Here is a 17651-nt window from a genome sequence, read left to right on the forward strand (position 1 = left end):
TTGGTTTTGATCTTAGGCTGCATCATGCCCGAAGTCCACAGTGTCTGCAGCGCTAGAAGCCGGCCGATCGACGACGCGGCAGCACCAGCTCAGGCGGCGTGTTCAGCCCGTGGCCCCCGGCCTCCACGGCTCGTCGGTGTGCGTGAGCCACACCTTGTCCGGGTTCAACGACAACACCAGCCGTTGTCCCTCCGTGCCCGGATCATCCAGTTCTCCGAACCACACGGCAGTGTCACCGGCGATGATGGTCGGCCCGTTGTCGCCGTCTACGACCACAATCTGCGAACCCGCGGTGTGCCCTGGCGCGGGAAGGAGGCGCACCCCGGGAAGCAGCTCGAACTCGCCATCCACCGTCACGTAATCAACCCCGGGTGCGTCCACCCAGTGAGGGATGGTGTAGTCGTCCTTGGTGCGGGCGTCGTCGAGTTCCTGCCGCTGGACGTAGATGGGTTTGCCGGCGAAGAGATGGTTGCCACCGCAGTGGTCGAAATGAAGGTGTGTGTTGACCACCATGTCGATGCCCTGGATGTCGAAATCCTGCTCGTTCAACGGGTTCAGGCGGGGATCCATATCGGCGATTGCCGGATGAAGTTCAGTCAGGCCGGTGTCCACCAGGATGCGCCCTTCGGGGTGGTCGATGACATGGACGTAGATCGGCATCGGTTCGCCTTCGGCCATAAGTTCGCCGACACGGACAGGGGTGACACGGATGGCTGCATTCATTTCTCCAGAATCCCACCCACCACAGGATGCGTCGAGCAACCGCCCAACGAAACCTTCACCCCACCCTCACCCGCTGTTCACAACGGCTCGAAAGGGTGGACGGCATGACTGACCTTTCACGCCGCTCCCTCGTCAAGACCTCCCTCGCCGGCCTCACCCTGGCCGGCCTCGCCACGGCAGGAAGCCCCGCGAACGCCGCCCCGAACGCCATCCCCCTGGTCCGCAAGCGCCTCACCCTCCCTACGGGAATCGCTACCGGCGATGTCACCACCGATTCCGCCGTCCTGTGGTCCCGCGCCTCCGGACCGGGCCGGCTCACCGCCACCCTCCGGGCCATCGACGACGCAGGTGACATTCTCCGCGGCCGCTACGGTTTCAGCCGAACCATCCGTGGCCCCCTGGCAAGCGAAGCCAGCGACTTCACCGCGAAGATCCATGCCAAGGGACTTCCTGCAGGTACCCGCTTCACGCTGGAGTTGAATTTCGAAGACGAGAACGGCCTCGGGGAGGCTGTTCAGGGCACCTTCCGCACTGCGCCGGGAACGAACAAAGCCAACGACGGCGGCTCGCAGGACGCGCGCGCTGGCGGCAGGCCGGCGTCGTACTCGCAGTCCTTCGTCTGGACCGGCGACACCGCCGGGCAGGGCTGGGGCATCAACCCGGACATCGGCGGAATGCGCGGCTACCAGGCCATGCACCAGACCCGCCCGGACTTCTTCATCCACTCGGGTGACACTATCTACGCCGACGGCCCCATCGCCGAAACCGTCACTGAAAAGGACGGCCAGGTGTGGCGGAACATCGTCACGGAGGACGTTGCCAAAGTGGCCGAGACTCTGAAGGAATACCGCGGCCGCCACCGCTACAACTCCCTGGACGCCAACATGCGCGCCCTGTTCGCCGACGTACCTGTCATCGCCCAGTGGGACGACCACGAAACCCACAACAACTGGTACCCCGGCCAGATCCTGGACGACGCCCGCTACACCGAACGCGACGTGAACGTCCTCGCCGCCCGCGGCCGGCAGGCGTGGCAGGAGAACATGCCGATCGCGGACTCCGCTGCACTGTGGCGTCCGGGAACGTACGACGCCGGCCAGTACCAACCCGCGCGCATCTACCGGAAGATTTCGCGCGGCCCGCAGTTGGACATCTTCTGCCTGGATATGCGGACGTTCAAGTCGCCGAACACGGACGGCAAGGAACCTTACGCCACCAACATCCTGGGCCGGGAACAGGTGGACTGGCTGATCAGGGAAGTCCGGCAGTCGAAGGCGACCTGGAAGGTGATCGCCGCCGACCTTCCCCTCGGAATCGTGGTTCCGGACGGCGCGGTGAACCAGGAGAGCCTGTCCAACCGGGACAACGGGGCGCCGCTGGGCCGCGAGTTGGAGATCGCCGGGGTGCTGAGCGCGTTCAAGAAGTACGGCATCAAGAACACGGTGTGGCTGACCGCGGACGTGCACTATTGCGCGGCACACCACTATTCTCCCGAACGCGCGTCCTTCACGGACTTCGATCCTTTCTGGGAGTTCGTGGCCGGTCCAATCAACGCGGGGTCCTTCGGCCCGAACGGCATGGACGGGACGTTCGGGCCGGAGGTGGTGTTCGCCAAGTCCGGGCGTTTCCCCGGCGAGTCTCCCCGCGATGGAGAGAACCAGTACTTCGGGCACGTCGAACTGGGTTCCGACAACACCTTCAACGTGAGCCTGCGGAACGCCAACGGTGCCGTCATCTTCTCGAAGACGCTGAACCCGTTGGGGTCTCAGTAGGCCTTGGTGCGCTGTTCCACCACCATGTGGAGCAGGGCAAACGTACGGTCATGGTCAATGGCGTGCAGCGCAGCTTCGAGCGCGGCGGGGACGTCCGTGTCTTCGTCGACACGGATGCCGAAGCCGCCGAAGGCGCGGGCCATCAGGGCAAAGTCTGGGTTGTGGAGTTGGGTGCCGGAGACGCGGCCGGGGTAGTGGCGTTCCTGGTGGGTGCGGATGGTTCCGTATTCCTGGTTGTCCATGACGATCACCAACGGAGTGGCGCCGTATTGTGCAGCGGTGGCGAGTTCCTGGCCGTTCATGAGGAATTCGCCGTCTCCGGCAATGGTGACGATGCGTCGTTCGGGGTGGGCAAGGGATGCGGCGATCGCGGCCGGGACGGAGTAGCCCATGGAACCGTTGCGGGCACTGAGCATGGACGCGTAGCGCCGGGTGGGGAAGTATCGGTGTGCCCAGTTGGTGTGTTCTCCGGCTCCGAAGGTCACCAGGGCGTCTTCGGGCAGGGACGGGACGAGGTGTGCCATGAGGGTATCCATGTGTGCGGGCCCCGGACCCGGCACGGGAGATGGCAGGGAGGCGAAGGCCACCTGCTCTCCGCGCATTCGGTTGGTCCAGGCTTTCCAGTCTTCGCGGAACGGCAGGTCGATCTCCACAAGGTCCCGGACGAAGACATCGGGTTTGGCCACGATCTGCCAGGACACGGGCCCGGACCGTCCGCGAAGTGCGGGGTCGATGGTCACCAGGAAGTTCTGCTTGTTCCAGTCCTGCCGGCACACGAAACCGTCGGTGATCACATCGCCGGGGACGGTCCCGACGAAGATGAGCAGGTCGGTTTCTTCCAGGAGGTCGTAGGTGGGCCGTGGCCGTCCGTAGCCGATGGGGCCCACGTAGGACGGTGAGTCGAAGGACACTGTTCCCTGCGTGCGCCATTCGGCAGCGGCGGGGATGTGGTGCTTTTCGAGCCAAGCGGTCAATTGGCTCGCGGCGGCCTGGGACCAGTCGTTGCCGCCGGTGACGAACAGAGGTTTGGTGGCATTCATCAAGGCGGCGGCCACCGCCCGGGTATCGACCGTTGTCATCCCGCCCGTGGCCACGGGGATCGCGGGGTGCAGCGTGGGTTCGATTTGCTGGCGGATGATGTCCTCCGGCAACCCGACCACCACCGGACCCGGCCGTCCGGACTGGGCTGCGAACATGGCCTCGGCGACGATCTCGGAGGCCCGTTCGGCGTGGTCAAGGACCATGACGCGCTTGGCGCCGGTATCGAACCAGGCCTTGATGTCGAACTCCTGGAACGCCTCCCGGTCGCGGTGCCCGAACGGGATGAGCCCCACGAACAGGACCATCGGCGTCGAATCCTGCCACGCCGTGTGCAGCCCGACGTGCGCGTTCGCTGCGCCCGGCCCGCGGGTCACCATGACCACTCCGGGGATCTGGTTCATCTTGCCGTCGGCCTCGGCCATGTACGCGGCGCCACCCTCGTGGCGGCACACAACGGTCTGGATGGGCGATCCGTGCAGGCCGTCGAGGACGTCAAGGAAGCTCTCGCCGGGAACCACGAACGTTCGCTGTACGCCGTGCGCCACCAGCGAATCGACAATCACATGGCCGGCCGATTTTGTCAGGGGAATGCTCGCTTCTAAGGGTCTGGTGTGGACGGCCGTTGACTGCGTTGTCATCTTTTCCTGGTCTCTTGGTGTGTTTATCGGGTGGGGATCAGGGGGTTGGCGCCTTCGGACGGCGCCAACCCCTGCCTGCTTCCGCTTCCACGGAAGGACGACGGCGGTGGCCGGCTCAGGCGCTGGCTGTCACCGGCGTTGCGGTTGCTTGGGCTGCCGCGAAGGCGGCCAGCAGTCGTTCGGTGTCGGCCATTTGGTCTTCCCAGATGGCTCGGACGATGTCGATGCGGTCTTCGGATTCCTGCAGTCCGGAGAGGTACGCGCCGATGGTGGCGCCGCCGTCGCCGGCTTGTTCGTGGAGGCGGATCATGGTGGCGACGAGTTTGGCCTGCATTCCGTAGACGGGGATTTGTGGTCCGCGGGGTGCGATCATGCCCACGTAGTAGAGCTTTTCCAGGCCTTCGGGGATGATGCCCGCGCCGTAGCGGATAGGGGCGCCCTTGCGGCGGGGGACCAGTTCTTCGGCGAGGAAGGGGACGCTGGAGTGGAAGCCGGTGGCCCAGAGGATGGTGTCGTATTCCTTGGCGGTGCCGTTGGTGAAGTGGACGGTTTTGCCGTCAAAGCGTTCGATGCCAGGAACCACGCCCACGCGGCCGTGCTGGATCCAGTAGGGCAGCAGGGTGTTGACCACGGTGCTGCCCTCGGCCAAGGTGCGGTGCTTGGGTTCGGGCATGCCGGGGTAGTCGCTCCATTCGCCGATGGAGACGCGGGCCAGGAGACGGCTGATGAGGTCCACCTCGTCGGGGGCGAACTGCTTCAGGAAGTCCAGTTCCTGGCGGGGTTTGCCGAAGTACGCCTTGGGCTGGAAGTAGGTCCCTTCGCGGATCACAATGTCCGCTTCCAGGCGGTGCTGGGCTACGTCGACGGCGAGGTCGCAGCCGGAGTTCCCAGCACCGACCACCAGGACACGGGTGCCGTCGATGTCGCCCACGTTGGTGTACTCGGACGAGTGCAGTTGCTTGCCCGCGAACTCCCCAGGGAAGCTCGGGGTTTTCTTGTCCCAGAGGTGGCCGTTGGCGACGATCACGCCGTCGTAGGTCTCCGAGCCGTGCGAGGTGGTGACGTTCCATCCCGCGGACCCGACCGGTCCGTCAGTGGCTACGGGGGTGACGGAAAGCACCTCGGTGTTGAACTGGATGATGTCGTAGTGGCCGTGGTGCCGGGCGTAGGACTCGAGGTAGTCGCGCACCTGGTCGCGGCGCGGGAAGTGCGGGTATTGCGCCGGCATGGGGAAGTCCTCGAAGTGGGTCATGTCCCGGGCGGTGATGAGGTGCAGGGCCTCGTAGTCGGTGTGCCAGTGGCCTCCGACGCGGTCGCCTTTTTCGAAGCAGTCGACGTCGTAGCCGGCCTGGCGGAGTTGCTGGAGGGCTGAGATGCCGGCGGCGCCGGCGCCGATGACGCAATAGCGGGTCATGATGGTGTGTCCGTTCGGGTAGATAGGGAGTGGTGCCGTTTCAGCGGATGACGTCGCCGCCGGAGAGGGTGACCGTCTCACCGGTCATGAATCCGGCGTGGTCGCTGCCGGTGAGGAGCCAGGCCCAGCGGGCGATTTCCCCGGGCTCGGCCACCCGGCCAAGGGGAATGGAATCCGCGGCCGCTTCCATGCGTCCCGTTGCGGCGTTTCCTGGAGTGTTAACCCATCCGGGGGCGATCGCGTTGACGCGGATCTTGCGCTCCGCCAGTTCCAGCGCGGTGGCCTTCGTGATCATGATGACGGCGGCCTTCGAGGCGCCGTAGACCAACTGGCCGGGGGAGACGTGGTAACCGTCCACCGAGGCGAAGTTTACGATCGCGGACCCCGCGGGCATGTTCCGTTTGGCGGCGGCCATGACGTTCAGGACGCCCAGGACGTTGACGTCGAACACAAAGCGGTACAGCTCTTCCGAGAACGAGTCCAAGGTAGACGGTGGGTACACCCCGGCGATGTTCGCGACAGCGTGGATGGAGCCACCCAAGTCCGGAAGGACGGCGTCGAGCTGTTCCTCCAGCGCGGCGCGGTCCCGCACATCGGCCACCAGCGGCGTGACCCGCCCCGAATGACCGTTGAAGTCAGGAGCGGAAACGTCGACGGCGATCACGTGCCAGCCCTCGTTGAGGAAGACGTCCGCGGTGCTCCGGCCCATGCCGCTGCCGGCGCCGGTGACCAGTGCTACGCGGGGAGTGGTGTTGTTCATGGTGTTCCTAAGGATTTAGTTCTTGACCGTGGTCATGATTTTGGTGGTCAGTGACGTGAGGGACTTGTTGCGTGTCTCTTCGGCCCAGGCGATGCTGATCACCAGGCCCAGCAGGGTCAGGCCGACGCCGATCATCATGGTGGGACCGGTTCCCAGGCCGCTGAGGGACAGCGGGACCATGTAGGTGCCGATCGCCGCGCCGATGCGGCTGATGGCGGTGGCAAGTCCGACGGCGGAAGCGCGGATGCTGGTGGGGAAGAGCTCGTTGGGGTAGATGAACACCAGGATGGTGCCGGCCCCGCTGGCCAGGGTGAAGAGGAAGAAGAAGACCATCACGAACCAGCTGGGGCCGTTCGGCCACAGGCCCAGCGGAAGGAGGAAAACAGCGGCGGCCACGAAGGTCCAGATCATGAGGGGGCGGCGGCCGATGGTTTCAACCCAGCGGAGTGCGGGCAGGGTGCCGACAAGGAAGCCGAGGTTGAGGACGATCTGTCCCAGGGTTTCCTCCGCGCCGCCGTGGGCCAGGCCGAACTGGGACAGGATGATGGGGCCATAGGTAAAGAGGGCGAACTGGGGGAGTGCGATGCACATCCACGTCAGGCCGCAGAACAGGGTCCGCTTGAGGAACGGAGCTTTCAGGAGCGAGGCGAAACCCGACTTGGTCTCTTCCTCGTCGGTGGCCACGAGTGCGCGGACTTCCTCTACCGTCACGTTGCGTTCCAAGGCCTTGCTGAGGGCTTCGCGGGCTTCTTCGATCCGGCCCTTGGCGGCCAACCACCGCGGGGATTCGTGGGCTCCGAAGCGGAGCAGCATCACGATGATGCCGAACACGGCGCCGCTGGCCAACATCCAGCGCCACGACTCAGGGCCGAACGCGCTGGAGAGTGCGAAGCCCACAACGTAGGCCACGATTGCGCCCACGAGCCAGATGGTGGAGAGCCAACCGATGATGGCGCCGCGCCGTTTCTTGGGCATCCACTCAGTGAGGAGCGCGGTGGCGATGGGGTAGTCGGCTCCCACTGCGAGGCCCACCACCAGGCGAAGGAGGATCAGCTGGAAGCCGTCGCTGATGAAGAGGCACGCCGCGGAGGCGATGACCATGGCCAGCAGGTCCACGGTGTACATCATCTTCCGTCCGATGCGGTCCGTGATGGGTCCCAGGACCAGACTGCCGAGGAACAGTCCGATCAGCGATGCGGCTCCAGCCAAGCCGAGCTCAACCGAACCCAGGCCCAGCTCCGCGCTTGCCCCAGTGAGGGCGACGCCCACGATGCTGAGCAGGTAGCCATCGAGGAACGGCCCGCCCGAACAAGCAGCAATGAGCCGGCGGTGGTAGCGGGTCAATGGTCCGTCGTCTATAAGGTGCGCGGACGCAGCAGAAATCGCGGTCATGAGAGTCCTTGGATGGTGGGATATTCGTCCGGTTATCGAATCAATGTGATTGGCGTCACCGGGTATGGAACTACCGTACGGAGATTCTTGGTCGAGGTGTAGACTCAATTCCTGACCCTTCCTCAAGGAAATGCCTATGCCTAACCTCACGCTCATACAGCTGCGCTACTTCCTCTCGGCCGCCAAGCACAAAACGCTGTCAGCCGCCGCGGAAGCCGAACACATCGCCCAGCCCAGCCTGTCCGAACAGATCCGCCGGCTCGAGCACAGCCTTGGCGTCAAGCTGTTTACCAGGACCAACAGGGAGCTGCAGATCACCGAGGCCGGACGGCTTCTCCTTCCCAATGCGCAGCGTGCGCTCGCCGAAGTGGAGGGCCTGGCGGACCTCGTCCGGGAAGTGCGCACGCTTCAAGGCGGAACGGTGTCATTCGGCACCTTCAACAGCGCTCACCTGTACCTTCTGACCGGGCTCATCCGCGATTTCCACGAGCAATACCCCATGGTCAAGATCCGCGTGGTGGGCTTGAATTCCTCCGAAGTTGCCGATGCTGTGCGCTCCGGGGACCTTGAAGCCGGTCTGGTGCAGCTCCCCATCGACGACCGGGGACTGACCGTCGGGCCGCCTGTGCTTCGTGACGAAGTGGTTTACGTCAGCGCCGAACCTTCGCGGTTGAACGGACCTATCTCGATTGAGCGATTGGCCACCGCTCCGCTGATCCTCTCCGAAGCCCGCTGGTCGGACTCGGACCCCCTCCGCCAGTCCATGACGGCCCGGGCCCAGCACGCGGGCATGACCTTGGATCCGATCGCCGAGGTGGAATTCCAAACCCACGCCGTGGAACTCGCGGCGCAGGGCGTTGGTGATTCGCTGGTGTCCTACCACGTTGCCAAGTCCATGCTCGAACCACTCGGGCTTGGCTACGTGCGGCTGGACCCGCCGTTCCACGAACACTTCGCCTTCATCACCCGAGTGAACGGCTCACTTTCGCCGGCCACGCGGGAGTTCATCAAGCACGCGCACCGGCATATTGCCGTTCTGCAGGATGGTGGAGAGGGCTGAGGGCTGTGCGCCGCGCCGGCCCCCTAACGCCGGATCATCTCCAGCACAGCGTCACGCACACGCCCCATGGTCTTGGCGTCCTTGGCCTCGACGTTGAGCCGCAGCAGTTCTTCGGTGTTGGACGCCCGGACGTTGAACCACCAGTCTCCTGATTCCGCGGTCACGGTCAGGCCATCCAAATCATTCAGCAGGACACCGTCCATGCCCTCGTAGGAGCCCTGAATGTCCGCGATGGACGTGGCCGTGTCCGCCACGGCCGAGTTGATTTCGCCGCTTGAGGAGTACGGTTCGTACTTTTGCGCCAAGCTGGAGAGAGGTCCAGGCTGCCCGCCGAGGGCGGCGAGGACGTGCATTGCGGCGAGCATGCCGGTATCCGCGTTGTAGAAGTCGCGGAAGTAGTAGTGGGCCGAGTGCTCGCCACCGAAAACTGCATCCTCTTCGGCCATGCGGGCCTTGATGAACGAGTGGCCAACCCGTGTTCGGACGGAACGGCCACCGGCGGACTGGATGAACTCCGGAACCGACGTGGACGTAATCAGGTTGTGGATCACGGCCGGCTCTGCCTCCCCGGCCGCCTGCGCCCTGGCGATCTCACGTACCGCGATCATGGAGGTGATGGCGGATGGTGTGACCGGTTGTCCCATCTCGTCGACGACGAAGCAGCGGTCCGCATCGCCGTCGAACGCCAACCCAAGGTCGGCGCCGTGCGCGACGACGGCCGCCTGCAGGTCGCGGAGGTTCTCTGGTTCCAACGGGTTGGCGGGATGGTTCGGGAAGGTGCCGTCCAACTGGAAGTAAAGGGGAACAATCGTCAGCGGCAGGGCCTCCAGGTGCTGGCCGCCCAGTACCGCAGGAACGGTCATCCCAGCCATGCCGTTTCCGGCGTCCACAACAACCTTGAGGGGACGAACGCCGGTCAGGTCAACGAGGGAGCGCAGCTTGCGTGCGTAGTCGCCAAGCACGTCCAGCGCGGCCACGGTACCCGGTGAGCCGGCCGCCGGAATTCCTTGGGCGAGGTAGCGCTGGGCGAGGTCCCGGATCTCGAAAAGCCCTGAATCGGAGGAAACGGGGACGGCTCCGGCCTGGGCCATTTTGATCCCGTTGTACTGTGCCGGGTTGTGGCTGGCCGTAAAGATGGCGCCGGCCGCGTTGAGGGATCCGCAGGCGAAATAGAGCTCATCGGTCGAAATGAGGCCGAGATCGCGAACATCGGCGCCTCTACTGGAGGCACCGCGCGAAAAAGCAGAGACGAACCCCGGAGATGACGGGCGCATGTCACCGCCGCAGAACACGGTCTTCCCGGCAAGGCCTAGGACATCGACGAAGGCGGCACCGATGGCTTCTGCAACTTGGTCGGTCAGTGACACACCGACGATGCCCCGGACGTCGTAAGCCTTGAAGGACGAAGAAAGATCCATGATCGTCCTTGATTCAGCGAGCGCCGAAGTCGGTATCCGTGTACGAGCCGGCGCGCCGCTCAGGGGCTTCGCTGCACCGGCAGTTGGTGTCGATCTCAAGACGGAGCCCGCTTGGGTCAGCCGTGAGGGAGACGGGTTCGCCGTTGGAAGTGGAAACCCGCAGCGTGCCTTCTTTGGGGGAGACGTCAAACATAGTGGTCCTTTTCTTAGGGGGTTATGGGGTTCAGCCGACGGCGTCGAGGACGCCGCGGACAATGGTGGCAGCCGCTCCGAGGTAGGCCAGCATGATCAGCAGGATCTGCGCGGCGCGCGCGGACACCCGCTTGGAGGCGAGGTCGCCCAGGACGAGTCCGACCAAACAGGCGACGGCGACCGCCACCCACATGGTTGCCGGCAGGACGGGAAACGATTCCGGTGCCGTGACCGCCTTGGAAATGAGCGACAAGGAGCCGATGGTGAAGAAGTAGGGCTGCATGGTGGCCGCGAACGACTTGTGCTGCCACCGGGTTGCGATGGAGTACATGCTGACGGCCGGTCCTCCCACCCCGGCCGCGGTGTTCATGAAACCGCTGAGCCCTCCTGCGGTGAAGAGGTACCGGCGACGCTTGGGCAGGACAGCGGATTTCATGAACAGCAGGACTGTCAGGCCGACGGCGAGGATGACCCCGATCGAGATCTCCAGGACCGGCGGCGGCATGAACCGGATGAGGATGGCCGCGGGGACAATCCCCAGGAGGGCGGATGCGGCCAGTGCCAGGTACCGCTTCCAGTCGATATCCCGCACGACGCGGAAGATGATGGCACCGGCTGTCACGGCTCCGCAGACGTTGACCAGCACTACGCCCTCCACTGGACCGAGCAGCAGGACCAGGAAGGGTGCCGCTACCAAAGCGAATCCCATCCCGGTCACCCGCTGCATCCCGGCCCCCATCACGACGGCGCCCAGCACCAGCCCGGTGGTCAGCATCTAGGCTTTCCAGGCAACGTACTGGACCTCCTCGAATTCCTCGAGGCCCAGGTTGGATCCTTCCCGGCCGAGGCCGGACTGCTTGGCCCCGCCCATGGGCGCGAAGGCCACCGACGGAAGGGGATCGTTGACGCCGACGATGCCGGCTTCCAGCTGCTCGGGAATGTCCCAGCCGCGCTTGGGGCTGTTGGTCCAGACGTAGGCTGCGAGGCCCATTTCCGTTGCATTCGCCTTGCGGATCGCTTCCTCTTCCGAAGCGAAAGTCACGACGCCGGCTGCCGGGCCAAAGACTTCTTCGCTCACCAGAAGCGCGTCGTCGGGAACGTCCACGAGGAGCGTCGGTGCCATAAAGGAGCCTTCGCCAGGAACCTCGGTGCGCGTGGTGACCCGTTGGGCGCCGCGGTTGAGGGCATCATCCACCAGGGCCTGGACAGCTGCCACCCGTTCGGCGTCGATCACTGGACCAAGGTCCGGTGCCGGTGTGTCGCCGTCGGGAACTCCGTGCCCGATGCTCATGGCATCAAACCGTGCGGCCAGTTTCCGGGCGAATTCGTCCGCGACGCTGTCCTGGACAAGGAAGCGGTTGGCGGCCACGCAGGATTGGCCGGTGTTGCGGAGCCTGCCAAGCACTGCGCCCTCGACGGCGGCATCGAGGTCGGCGTCTTCAAAGACGATAAACGGCGCGTTGCCGCCGAGCTCGAGCAGCGGCCGCACCACCCGTTCGGAAGCGGAGGCCATGATCTGCCGTCCGACGCCGGTGGATCCTGTGAAGCTGACCGCCCGAACGGCGGGGTGCTTGAGCAGGGCCCCGGTCACTTCCCGGGATGGTCCATGGACAAGATTGACGACGCCGGCGGGGAACCCCGCGTCGTGCAGGATCTCGAACAGGCCGGTAGCTGCAAGGGGTGCCTTCTCGGAGACCCGGCCCACCACGGTACAGCCGGCAGCGAGCATGGCCGCGAGTTTCCGGGCCTGGATGGACACCGGGAAGTTCCACGGCGTGAGGCTCAGGGCGACGCCGATTGGCCTGCGGCCGCTGAGGTGGTGGCGGCCCCGGAGCTCCGGCGGGCTGACGGTGCCAGTGGTTCGGCGTGCTTCCTCGGCGAACCACCTGAGGTATTCCACGGAGAAGTCCACTTCGCCCTGGGCTTCGGGCAGTCGTTTCCCGGCTTCCAAAGCCAGGGTATTTGCCAGTTCGTCGCGGCGATCAGCCAACAGGCCGGCGGCGTTGTGGAGCAGGTCGGCCCGTGTCCGTGCCGTGGTCCGGGACCAACTGCTGAATGCTTCGGCCGCGGCATCGGCGGCCCTGGTCGCGTCCTCCGCACCTCCCCACGTCACCTCGCCCACAGTGCTTCCGTTTCCAGGATCCTTGACGTCTTTGGACGTTGCGGCTGAGTGCCAGGTCCCGTTGATCAGGTGCTGTGCCGATTTCAGGTTCATAGGTAGTGCCTTTCGGTAAGTGCTGTGCTCATCCCTTGCTGGCGCCGGCGGTGATGCCCGCCACGAAGTAGCGCTGCAGGAAGATGTAGGCCACCACCACCGGCAGCGAAGCCAGGATGACTCCTGCGAACAGCAGCGGGTAGTTGGTCTGGAATTCGCCTTGGAAGCTCAGCAACGCCAAGGGCAGGGTGCGGTTTCCGGGGGACTGGATGAACAGGAGGGGGTAGAGCAGTTCGTTCCAGTGGATGACGAACAGGAAGATTGCGGCGGCCGCGATCGATGGTGCGGACAGCGGCAGCGCGATCGACGCGTAGGTTTTCCACGGGCCCGTTCCGTCGATGGAGGAGGCTTCGTAGAGTTCCTTGGGCAGCGTCCGCATGAAGCCGCCCAGGATGAACACGGCGATGGGCAGTGTCGAGACCACGTTGGCCACGATCAGTCCCGTGAGGTTGTCCAACAGTCCGAGCCGTCCGAAAAGTACGTAGAGCGGGACCATGTTGGCCTGGGCGGGAATGGCCATACCCAGGACCAGGAAACCAAAGATCGCCCAGGACACAAAACCCTTGAGCCGTGAGACGGCGTAACCGGCCAGGCTGGCAATAAAGAGCGTGACTGGTACGGAGATGGCGGTGACGATGACGCTGTTCCAGAAGGAGGAACCCAGGTCTTGGCCACCGATCACCTCGGCATAGTTGGCGGGGGAGAGGGACTGCGGCAGGCTGAACGGACCTTCGAACAGTTCCTGCGTGGATTTGAAACTGCCGAAACCTACAACGGTCAGCGGAATGATGATGATGAGCGCGTAGATGCCCAGGATGGCGCGGCGGCTGATTGATGCGAGCATGCTGTTACTCCCCCTTCGGGGTCAGCCGGAGCAACCGGCGCTGCAGCCAGGTGACCAAGGCGATCATGGCCATGAAGATGATCGACTGGGCGGCGGCGTAGCCGAACTCCGAGTTGGCGAAGGTGCTGTAGATGCGGGTGGAGAGGATGTCCAGGGAGCTCTTGGGCGGATTGCCCGCGATGCCCAGGATCAGGTCGAAAGCCTTGAACGACTGCACGGTGGTGTAGGCCACCACAATGGACGTTGCCGGGGCGACGAAGGGCCACGTGATGGACTTGAACTGCTGCCATTTGTTGGCGCCGTCCATTTCCGCTGCCTCGTAGAGTTCACGCGGGATGGACTGCAGCCCTGCAATGTAGACCACCATCATTTGTCCGGCGTGGAACCACACCTGGGTGACGGCTACCCAGTACAGCGCCTGGTTGTTGTCGCCGAGGTAGGACCCCTGCAGGCCTTCCAGGCCCACGGCACCGAGGACCGAGTTGGCCAGGCCGAAGTTGGGATCGTAGATGAACTTCCAGATGAAGGCCACGGAGACAGAGGACAGGATGGTGGGGAAGAAGAACAAGGCGCGGAGGAGGATGCTGCCTCGTGAGTTCTTGGTGAGGAGCAGGCCGAGCAGGAGCGAGAAGGCAGTTTGGGCGATGACTACCAGCAACACGAACTTCAGGTTGTTGGTCAGCGCGTTGGTGAACAACGAGTCCTTGGTAAATGCCCGGATGAAGTTGTCCACGCCCACGTAGTTGAACGCTGCCGAGAAGCCGTTCCAGTCGGTGACGGCATACTGGAACGCCTGAAGGGTGGGCATCACCAGGAAGAACGCGATGACCGCGACGGCGGGGAGCGGGAACAGGTACAGCGCAGGATTCACACGGGTAGGTGACCGGCGCTTCTTCGTGGCAGCTTCCGTGCTGCTGTCCGGTGCCTTGCGCTTGGCAGCCATTCCGGTGTGGGTGCTCATAACCGTTCGTCCACAATCTTCTGGGCGGCTTCGGCCGCCTGTTCAGGGCTGGTACCGGAGATGACCGCCGTCGCGCTGGCTTCCACGGCGTTGCGGACGTCCAGGTTCCGGAACTGGAAGCGGGCGGCCAGCGCCGTCTTCTTGTCCAGCCACGGGCTCAAGCGTTTGAGATCAGCGTTCGTGTACTCGACGTCCTTGACGGACACGTGCTGGGCCGTCTGGTTGGCGTAGTACCCGGCGTTTTCGGGTTCGGACAGGAAATCGATCCAGGCTGCCGCGGCGGCCTGGTGCTTGCTGGCCGAATTGACGCCGAGGATGAACGTGGCGTTGTAGGCACCCTCATACTTGGCGTTGCCGTCCTTGGACGTATTCGGGAAAACGAGCTCGATGGGGAACTTTGCGCCCAGATTTCGGACGGCGGCGAGGTGGTAGGACCCCGTCGCCAGCATGGCGGCCTTGCCCTGGGAGAACAGGTTCTGTGCCGGTTCCACCGCGGTGCCTGTGGCGTTGGACTGCAGGAACGGTACCAGGTCCTTGTACTGGTTCAGCATGGCGATGAACCAGTCGTCAGTGCACTTGAGCTTGCCCTGTTCGATCTGGGAGCACATGTCGTCCACAGGGGCGTTGTTGGCGATCATGCAGTTGAACAACTGGCCACCGTTGCCTACATCGCCGCCTGGCCACGAGATGGGCGTGACGCCGGAGGACGCCAGCTTCTCGCACATGGCCAGGAAAGCGTCCCAGTCCTTGGGAGCAAGCTCAGCCCCGGCTTTGTCGAAGAGGTCCACGTTGGCCATCGGCATGGGGAAGACCACTTGGTACGGCAGGCCCAGTTGGCTGTCTCCGGACTGCCCGGCCGTGAGGAGGCCTTTCTGGTAATTCCCCACCGCCTTGCTGTTCTTCAGCTCGGTGTAGATTCCGGCCTCACCGAAATTCTTGAACTGTGCGCCGCGGAACGTCGCAAACGCGTCACCGATGGCCGCGCCCCGGACCTTCTGCAAACCCTGGGCGTTGTAGTCGTTGGACGTTGAAATATCCTGGGTGACCTCCGCCCCGCTGTTCTTCGCCACGAAGCGCTTGATGAGCTCGTCGAACACTGCTTTGTCTTCGCCACGCCAGTGGGCGAAGGACACCTTGCCGGTGATGTCACCGGTGGACGGAGCAACCGGACCGGAGGCTCCACCCGGGGCCGTGGAACCGCCAGGTCCTGCGCATGCCGCGGCGGTCGCACCGAGACCCAGGGCACCGAAAACGGCCATGGCCTGCCTGCGTGAAATCTGACTCACAATATTCTCCTCATTGAGTGTTTGCTGTGCCTGGTTGTTTGGATCATGGGCCGCCCCAGCGGCCTTCGGGACGGATCAGGCGGTGGTCCGTTGTGCGGAAACCACCTCGTCGACGACGGCGCAGAGCCGCTGCAGCCGACGGACGGCATCGGTGGACAGGGATTCCACGACGTCAGTGGAGCCGATGCAGGACGCCCAAACGGCCCGACCGGACAGGAACCCGCTGGCCCCTTCCAGGCATGCCCACCGGACGGCGTCAGGGAAGACGTCCTCGGGGACGCCGGAGGAAAGGACCACCCAGGGGCCGTCGATGGCCTTGGTCAGTTCGGCGCAGGCTGCACGGACCTCTGCTTCAGGTGCTTGGCCCTTGAACGGAACCTCTGCCTTGTAAAGGTCGGCGCCCAGGCTGCCGAGTTCCTTGGCCGCGGCAAGGATGCCGGCGTTCCAGTCGAAATCGCCACCAGCCAGGGGCTTACGGGAGACGGGTTCGATGATGCTGATGAGCCCGGCGGACTTGCAGCTCTCTACGAACTCGCGGACCATTGCCACGCGGCCTTCGGCGGGTTCATCCGGTCGGTAGAGCACCAGGAGCTTGAGGGCCTTCGCGCCCAGCGCGGCGTATTTTGCGGGATCCACCAGTTTGTCGATGGTCACTTCCCCTACCAATTCGCCGTGGGCTGACTCAAAGTGGTCGGCTGAGGCGATGAGTCCGCAGCTGGGGTCAACCACGTTGGCTTCGATGGCCCGGTCCAGCGCGAACTGGCGATCAATGAGGACGCCGGACGCATACGGTGTGAGGATCCGGGCCGCCGCAAGCTTGAAGTCGCGGAGGTCCTCGTCGGTGACAGGCTGGTCAGTGTGTTCCGCGAACATGTTTCGCATGGCTTCGCGCTGGTCCACTGCCAGCATGGCGAATGCACCGGACGGGCGCTGGAGAGGGGAAAGATCGGTGGTGCTCATGGGCTGCTTCTTTCAGCTAGACAGTGGGATTGCTGGTCAAAACGGGGGTGATGGCCTGGCGGGGAATCATGGAGCGACCGTCCAGGCCCGCGCAGGACGCCGTGGCGGTGCGGCCGGCGAAGGCTGCTGCTTCTGCCAGCGGGAGTCCGGCTGCGACGGCAGCGAGGATAGCGCCGTGGTAGACGTCGCCGGCACCGAGCGTGGAGACGATCTCCGCGGGTGTTGCCGGTACGTGGAAAGGAACGCCGTCCCGTTCCAGTCCCCAGGCTCCCGCGGACCCTGCCGTCGCCACGACGGCGGACGCACCGCCGTCGACGGCTTTTTGCACCAGGGCCTCCGGGGACAGGTGGTCACCGAACTCGGCCCGCAGGCGTTCGATCGTGGGCACATACAGCGCCACGCCATCCGGCCTGAAGGCAGGGATGGGGTTTCCCGCATCCACGCTGATCCGCAGGCCCTCCAGATCAGCGATGGCGTTCCAGCCCAAGTGGTCCACATGGACCCAAGCGGCACTTCGCGCCAACTCATGGAAGCGACTGCCTGCCGGGAACTCGACCGGAGGTACGGGCCGGGTCACGATTGCCCTGCTTTCGGTGGACCGGCTGACCACGATCACGCTGGCGCCCGTCTGGACCTTGGGGTCACGGATGACGGCTGTGGTGTCCACGCCCTCAGCTTCGAGGCCGCTGATGATCCGGTCGCCTTCCTCGTCTTCACCTACGACGCCGGCAAAGGCCGCCTTTGCGCCGGCACGGGCTGCCGCGACTGCCGCTGTGGCGGCCGGGCCGCCGCCCGCCGTCGCAAAATCTGAGGCCACAGTGCGGCTGTCGGCACCGGGGTATTCCTGCACCAGTGCGATGGAGTCCAAAGTGGCACACCCGACGAAGAGCAGGGTTCCGGATGACGGTTGGGGCACGATCCACCTCGTTGTAGTTGGGCTGGTTTGAAAAAATATACACACGCTATGTGTGAAAA

The 17651-nt window shown here is 64.5% G+C and carries 16 protein-coding genes; 2 read left to right on the forward strand and 14 right to left on the reverse strand.

What is annotated here, in order from left to right:
• Positions 1 to 102: 102 nt before the first annotated feature.
• Positions 103 to 723, reverse strand: coding sequence for an MBL fold metallo-hydrolase (locus tag ACIPY3_RS16755; RefSeq protein ID WP_400335936.1), 621 nt, complete (start codon positions 721 to 723; stop codon positions 103 to 105).
• Positions 724 to 827: 104 nt separating this feature from the next.
• Here ACIPY3_RS16755 and ACIPY3_RS16760 point away from each other — a divergent pair, with 104 nt between their 5' ends.
• The gene (locus ACIPY3_RS16760) at positions 828 to 2495 is read left to right on the forward strand and encodes an alkaline phosphatase D family protein (protein WP_400335938.1); all 1668 of its coding nucleotides are present in this window, start codon (positions 828 to 830) and stop codon (positions 2493 to 2495) included.
• Here ACIPY3_RS16760 and ACIPY3_RS16765 read toward each other — a convergent pair.
• The 4 genes from ACIPY3_RS16765 to ACIPY3_RS16780 form a co-directional block, all read right to left on the reverse strand.
• Positions 2489 to 4174, reverse strand: coding sequence for a thiamine pyrophosphate-dependent enzyme (locus ACIPY3_RS16765; protein WP_400335940.1), 1686 nt, complete (start codon positions 4172 to 4174; stop codon positions 2489 to 2491). The genes ACIPY3_RS16760 and ACIPY3_RS16765 overlap by 7 nt on opposite strands.
• A gap of 115 nt (positions 4175 to 4289) precedes the next feature.
• On the reverse strand, positions 4290 to 5588 hold the full coding sequence (locus tag ACIPY3_RS16770; RefSeq protein WP_400335942.1) for a flavin-containing monooxygenase: 1299 nt from the start codon (positions 5586 to 5588) through the stop codon (positions 4290 to 4292).
• A 40-nt stretch (positions 5589 to 5628) separates the two neighbouring features.
• Positions 5629 to 6348, reverse strand: coding sequence for an SDR family NAD(P)-dependent oxidoreductase (locus ACIPY3_RS16775; protein ID WP_400335944.1), 720 nt, complete (start codon positions 6346 to 6348; stop codon positions 5629 to 5631).
• 15 nt (positions 6349 to 6363) lie between these two features.
• Positions 6364 to 7740 (reverse strand): MFS transporter, encoded by a 1377-nt coding sequence (locus tag ACIPY3_RS16780; protein ID WP_400335946.1) that lies wholly within the window; start codon positions 7738 to 7740, stop codon positions 6364 to 6366.
• Between the two features lie 136 nt (positions 7741 to 7876).
• Here ACIPY3_RS16780 and ACIPY3_RS16785 point away from each other — a divergent pair, with 136 nt between their 5' ends.
• On the forward strand, positions 7877 to 8800 hold the full coding sequence (locus ACIPY3_RS16785; protein ID WP_400335948.1) for a LysR family transcriptional regulator: 924 nt from the start codon (positions 7877 to 7879) through the stop codon (positions 8798 to 8800).
• A 23-nt stretch (positions 8801 to 8823) separates the two neighbouring features.
• On the opposite strand, the gene ACIPY3_RS16790 is transcribed toward ACIPY3_RS16785, so the two are convergent.
• From ACIPY3_RS16790 to ACIPY3_RS16830, 9 genes are all read right to left on the reverse strand, one after another.
• A complete protein-coding gene (locus ACIPY3_RS16790) occupies positions 8824 to 10218 on the reverse strand; it encodes a phosphomannomutase/phosphoglucomutase (protein ID WP_400335951.1) in 1395 nt (464 codons plus the stop codon).
• Positions 10219 to 10231: 13 nt separating this feature from the next.
• On the reverse strand, positions 10232 to 10411 hold the full coding sequence (locus ACIPY3_RS16795; protein WP_400335954.1) for a hypothetical protein: 180 nt from the start codon (positions 10409 to 10411) through the stop codon (positions 10232 to 10234).
• 30 nt (positions 10412 to 10441) lie between these two features.
• Positions 10442 to 11185: a sulfite exporter TauE/SafE family protein gene (locus ACIPY3_RS16800; protein ID WP_400335956.1), complete on the reverse strand. Its 744-nt coding sequence runs from the start codon at positions 11183 to 11185 to the stop codon at positions 10442 to 10444.
• Positions 11186 to 12625, reverse strand: a complete 1440-nt coding sequence (locus tag ACIPY3_RS16805; protein ID WP_400335958.1) for an NAD-dependent succinate-semialdehyde dehydrogenase — start codon at positions 12623 to 12625, stop codon at positions 11186 to 11188.
• A 28-nt stretch (positions 12626 to 12653) separates the two neighbouring features.
• A complete protein-coding gene (locus tag ACIPY3_RS16810) occupies positions 12654 to 13469 on the reverse strand; it encodes a carbohydrate ABC transporter permease (RefSeq protein ID WP_400335959.1) in 816 nt (271 codons plus the stop codon).
• 4 nt (positions 13470 to 13473) lie between these two features.
• Positions 13474 to 14430, reverse strand: coding sequence for a carbohydrate ABC transporter permease (locus ACIPY3_RS16815; protein ID WP_400335961.1), 957 nt, complete (start codon positions 14428 to 14430; stop codon positions 13474 to 13476).
• The gene (locus tag ACIPY3_RS16820; protein WP_400335964.1) at positions 14427 to 15716 is read right to left on the reverse strand and encodes an ABC transporter substrate-binding protein; all 1290 of its coding nucleotides are present in this window, start codon (positions 15714 to 15716) and stop codon (positions 14427 to 14429) included. The genes ACIPY3_RS16815 and ACIPY3_RS16820 overlap by 4 nt, the downstream gene beginning before the upstream one ends.
• Before the next feature lie 75 nt (positions 15717 to 15791).
• Positions 15792 to 16676 (reverse strand): aldolase, encoded by an 885-nt coding sequence (locus tag ACIPY3_RS16825; RefSeq protein ID WP_400335967.1) that lies wholly within the window; start codon positions 16674 to 16676, stop codon positions 15792 to 15794.
• A 16-nt stretch (positions 16677 to 16692) separates the two neighbouring features.
• On the reverse strand, positions 16693 to 17592 hold the full coding sequence (locus tag ACIPY3_RS16830; RefSeq protein WP_400335969.1) for a PfkB family carbohydrate kinase: 900 nt from the start codon (positions 17590 to 17592) through the stop codon (positions 16693 to 16695).
• Positions 17593 to 17651 lie beyond the last annotated feature (59 nt).

Source organism: Paenarthrobacter sp. NPDC089714 (assembly GCF_044748905.1).
In the GTDB taxonomy this organism is placed as follows: domain Bacteria; phylum Actinomycetota; class Actinomycetes; order Actinomycetales; family Micrococcaceae; genus Arthrobacter.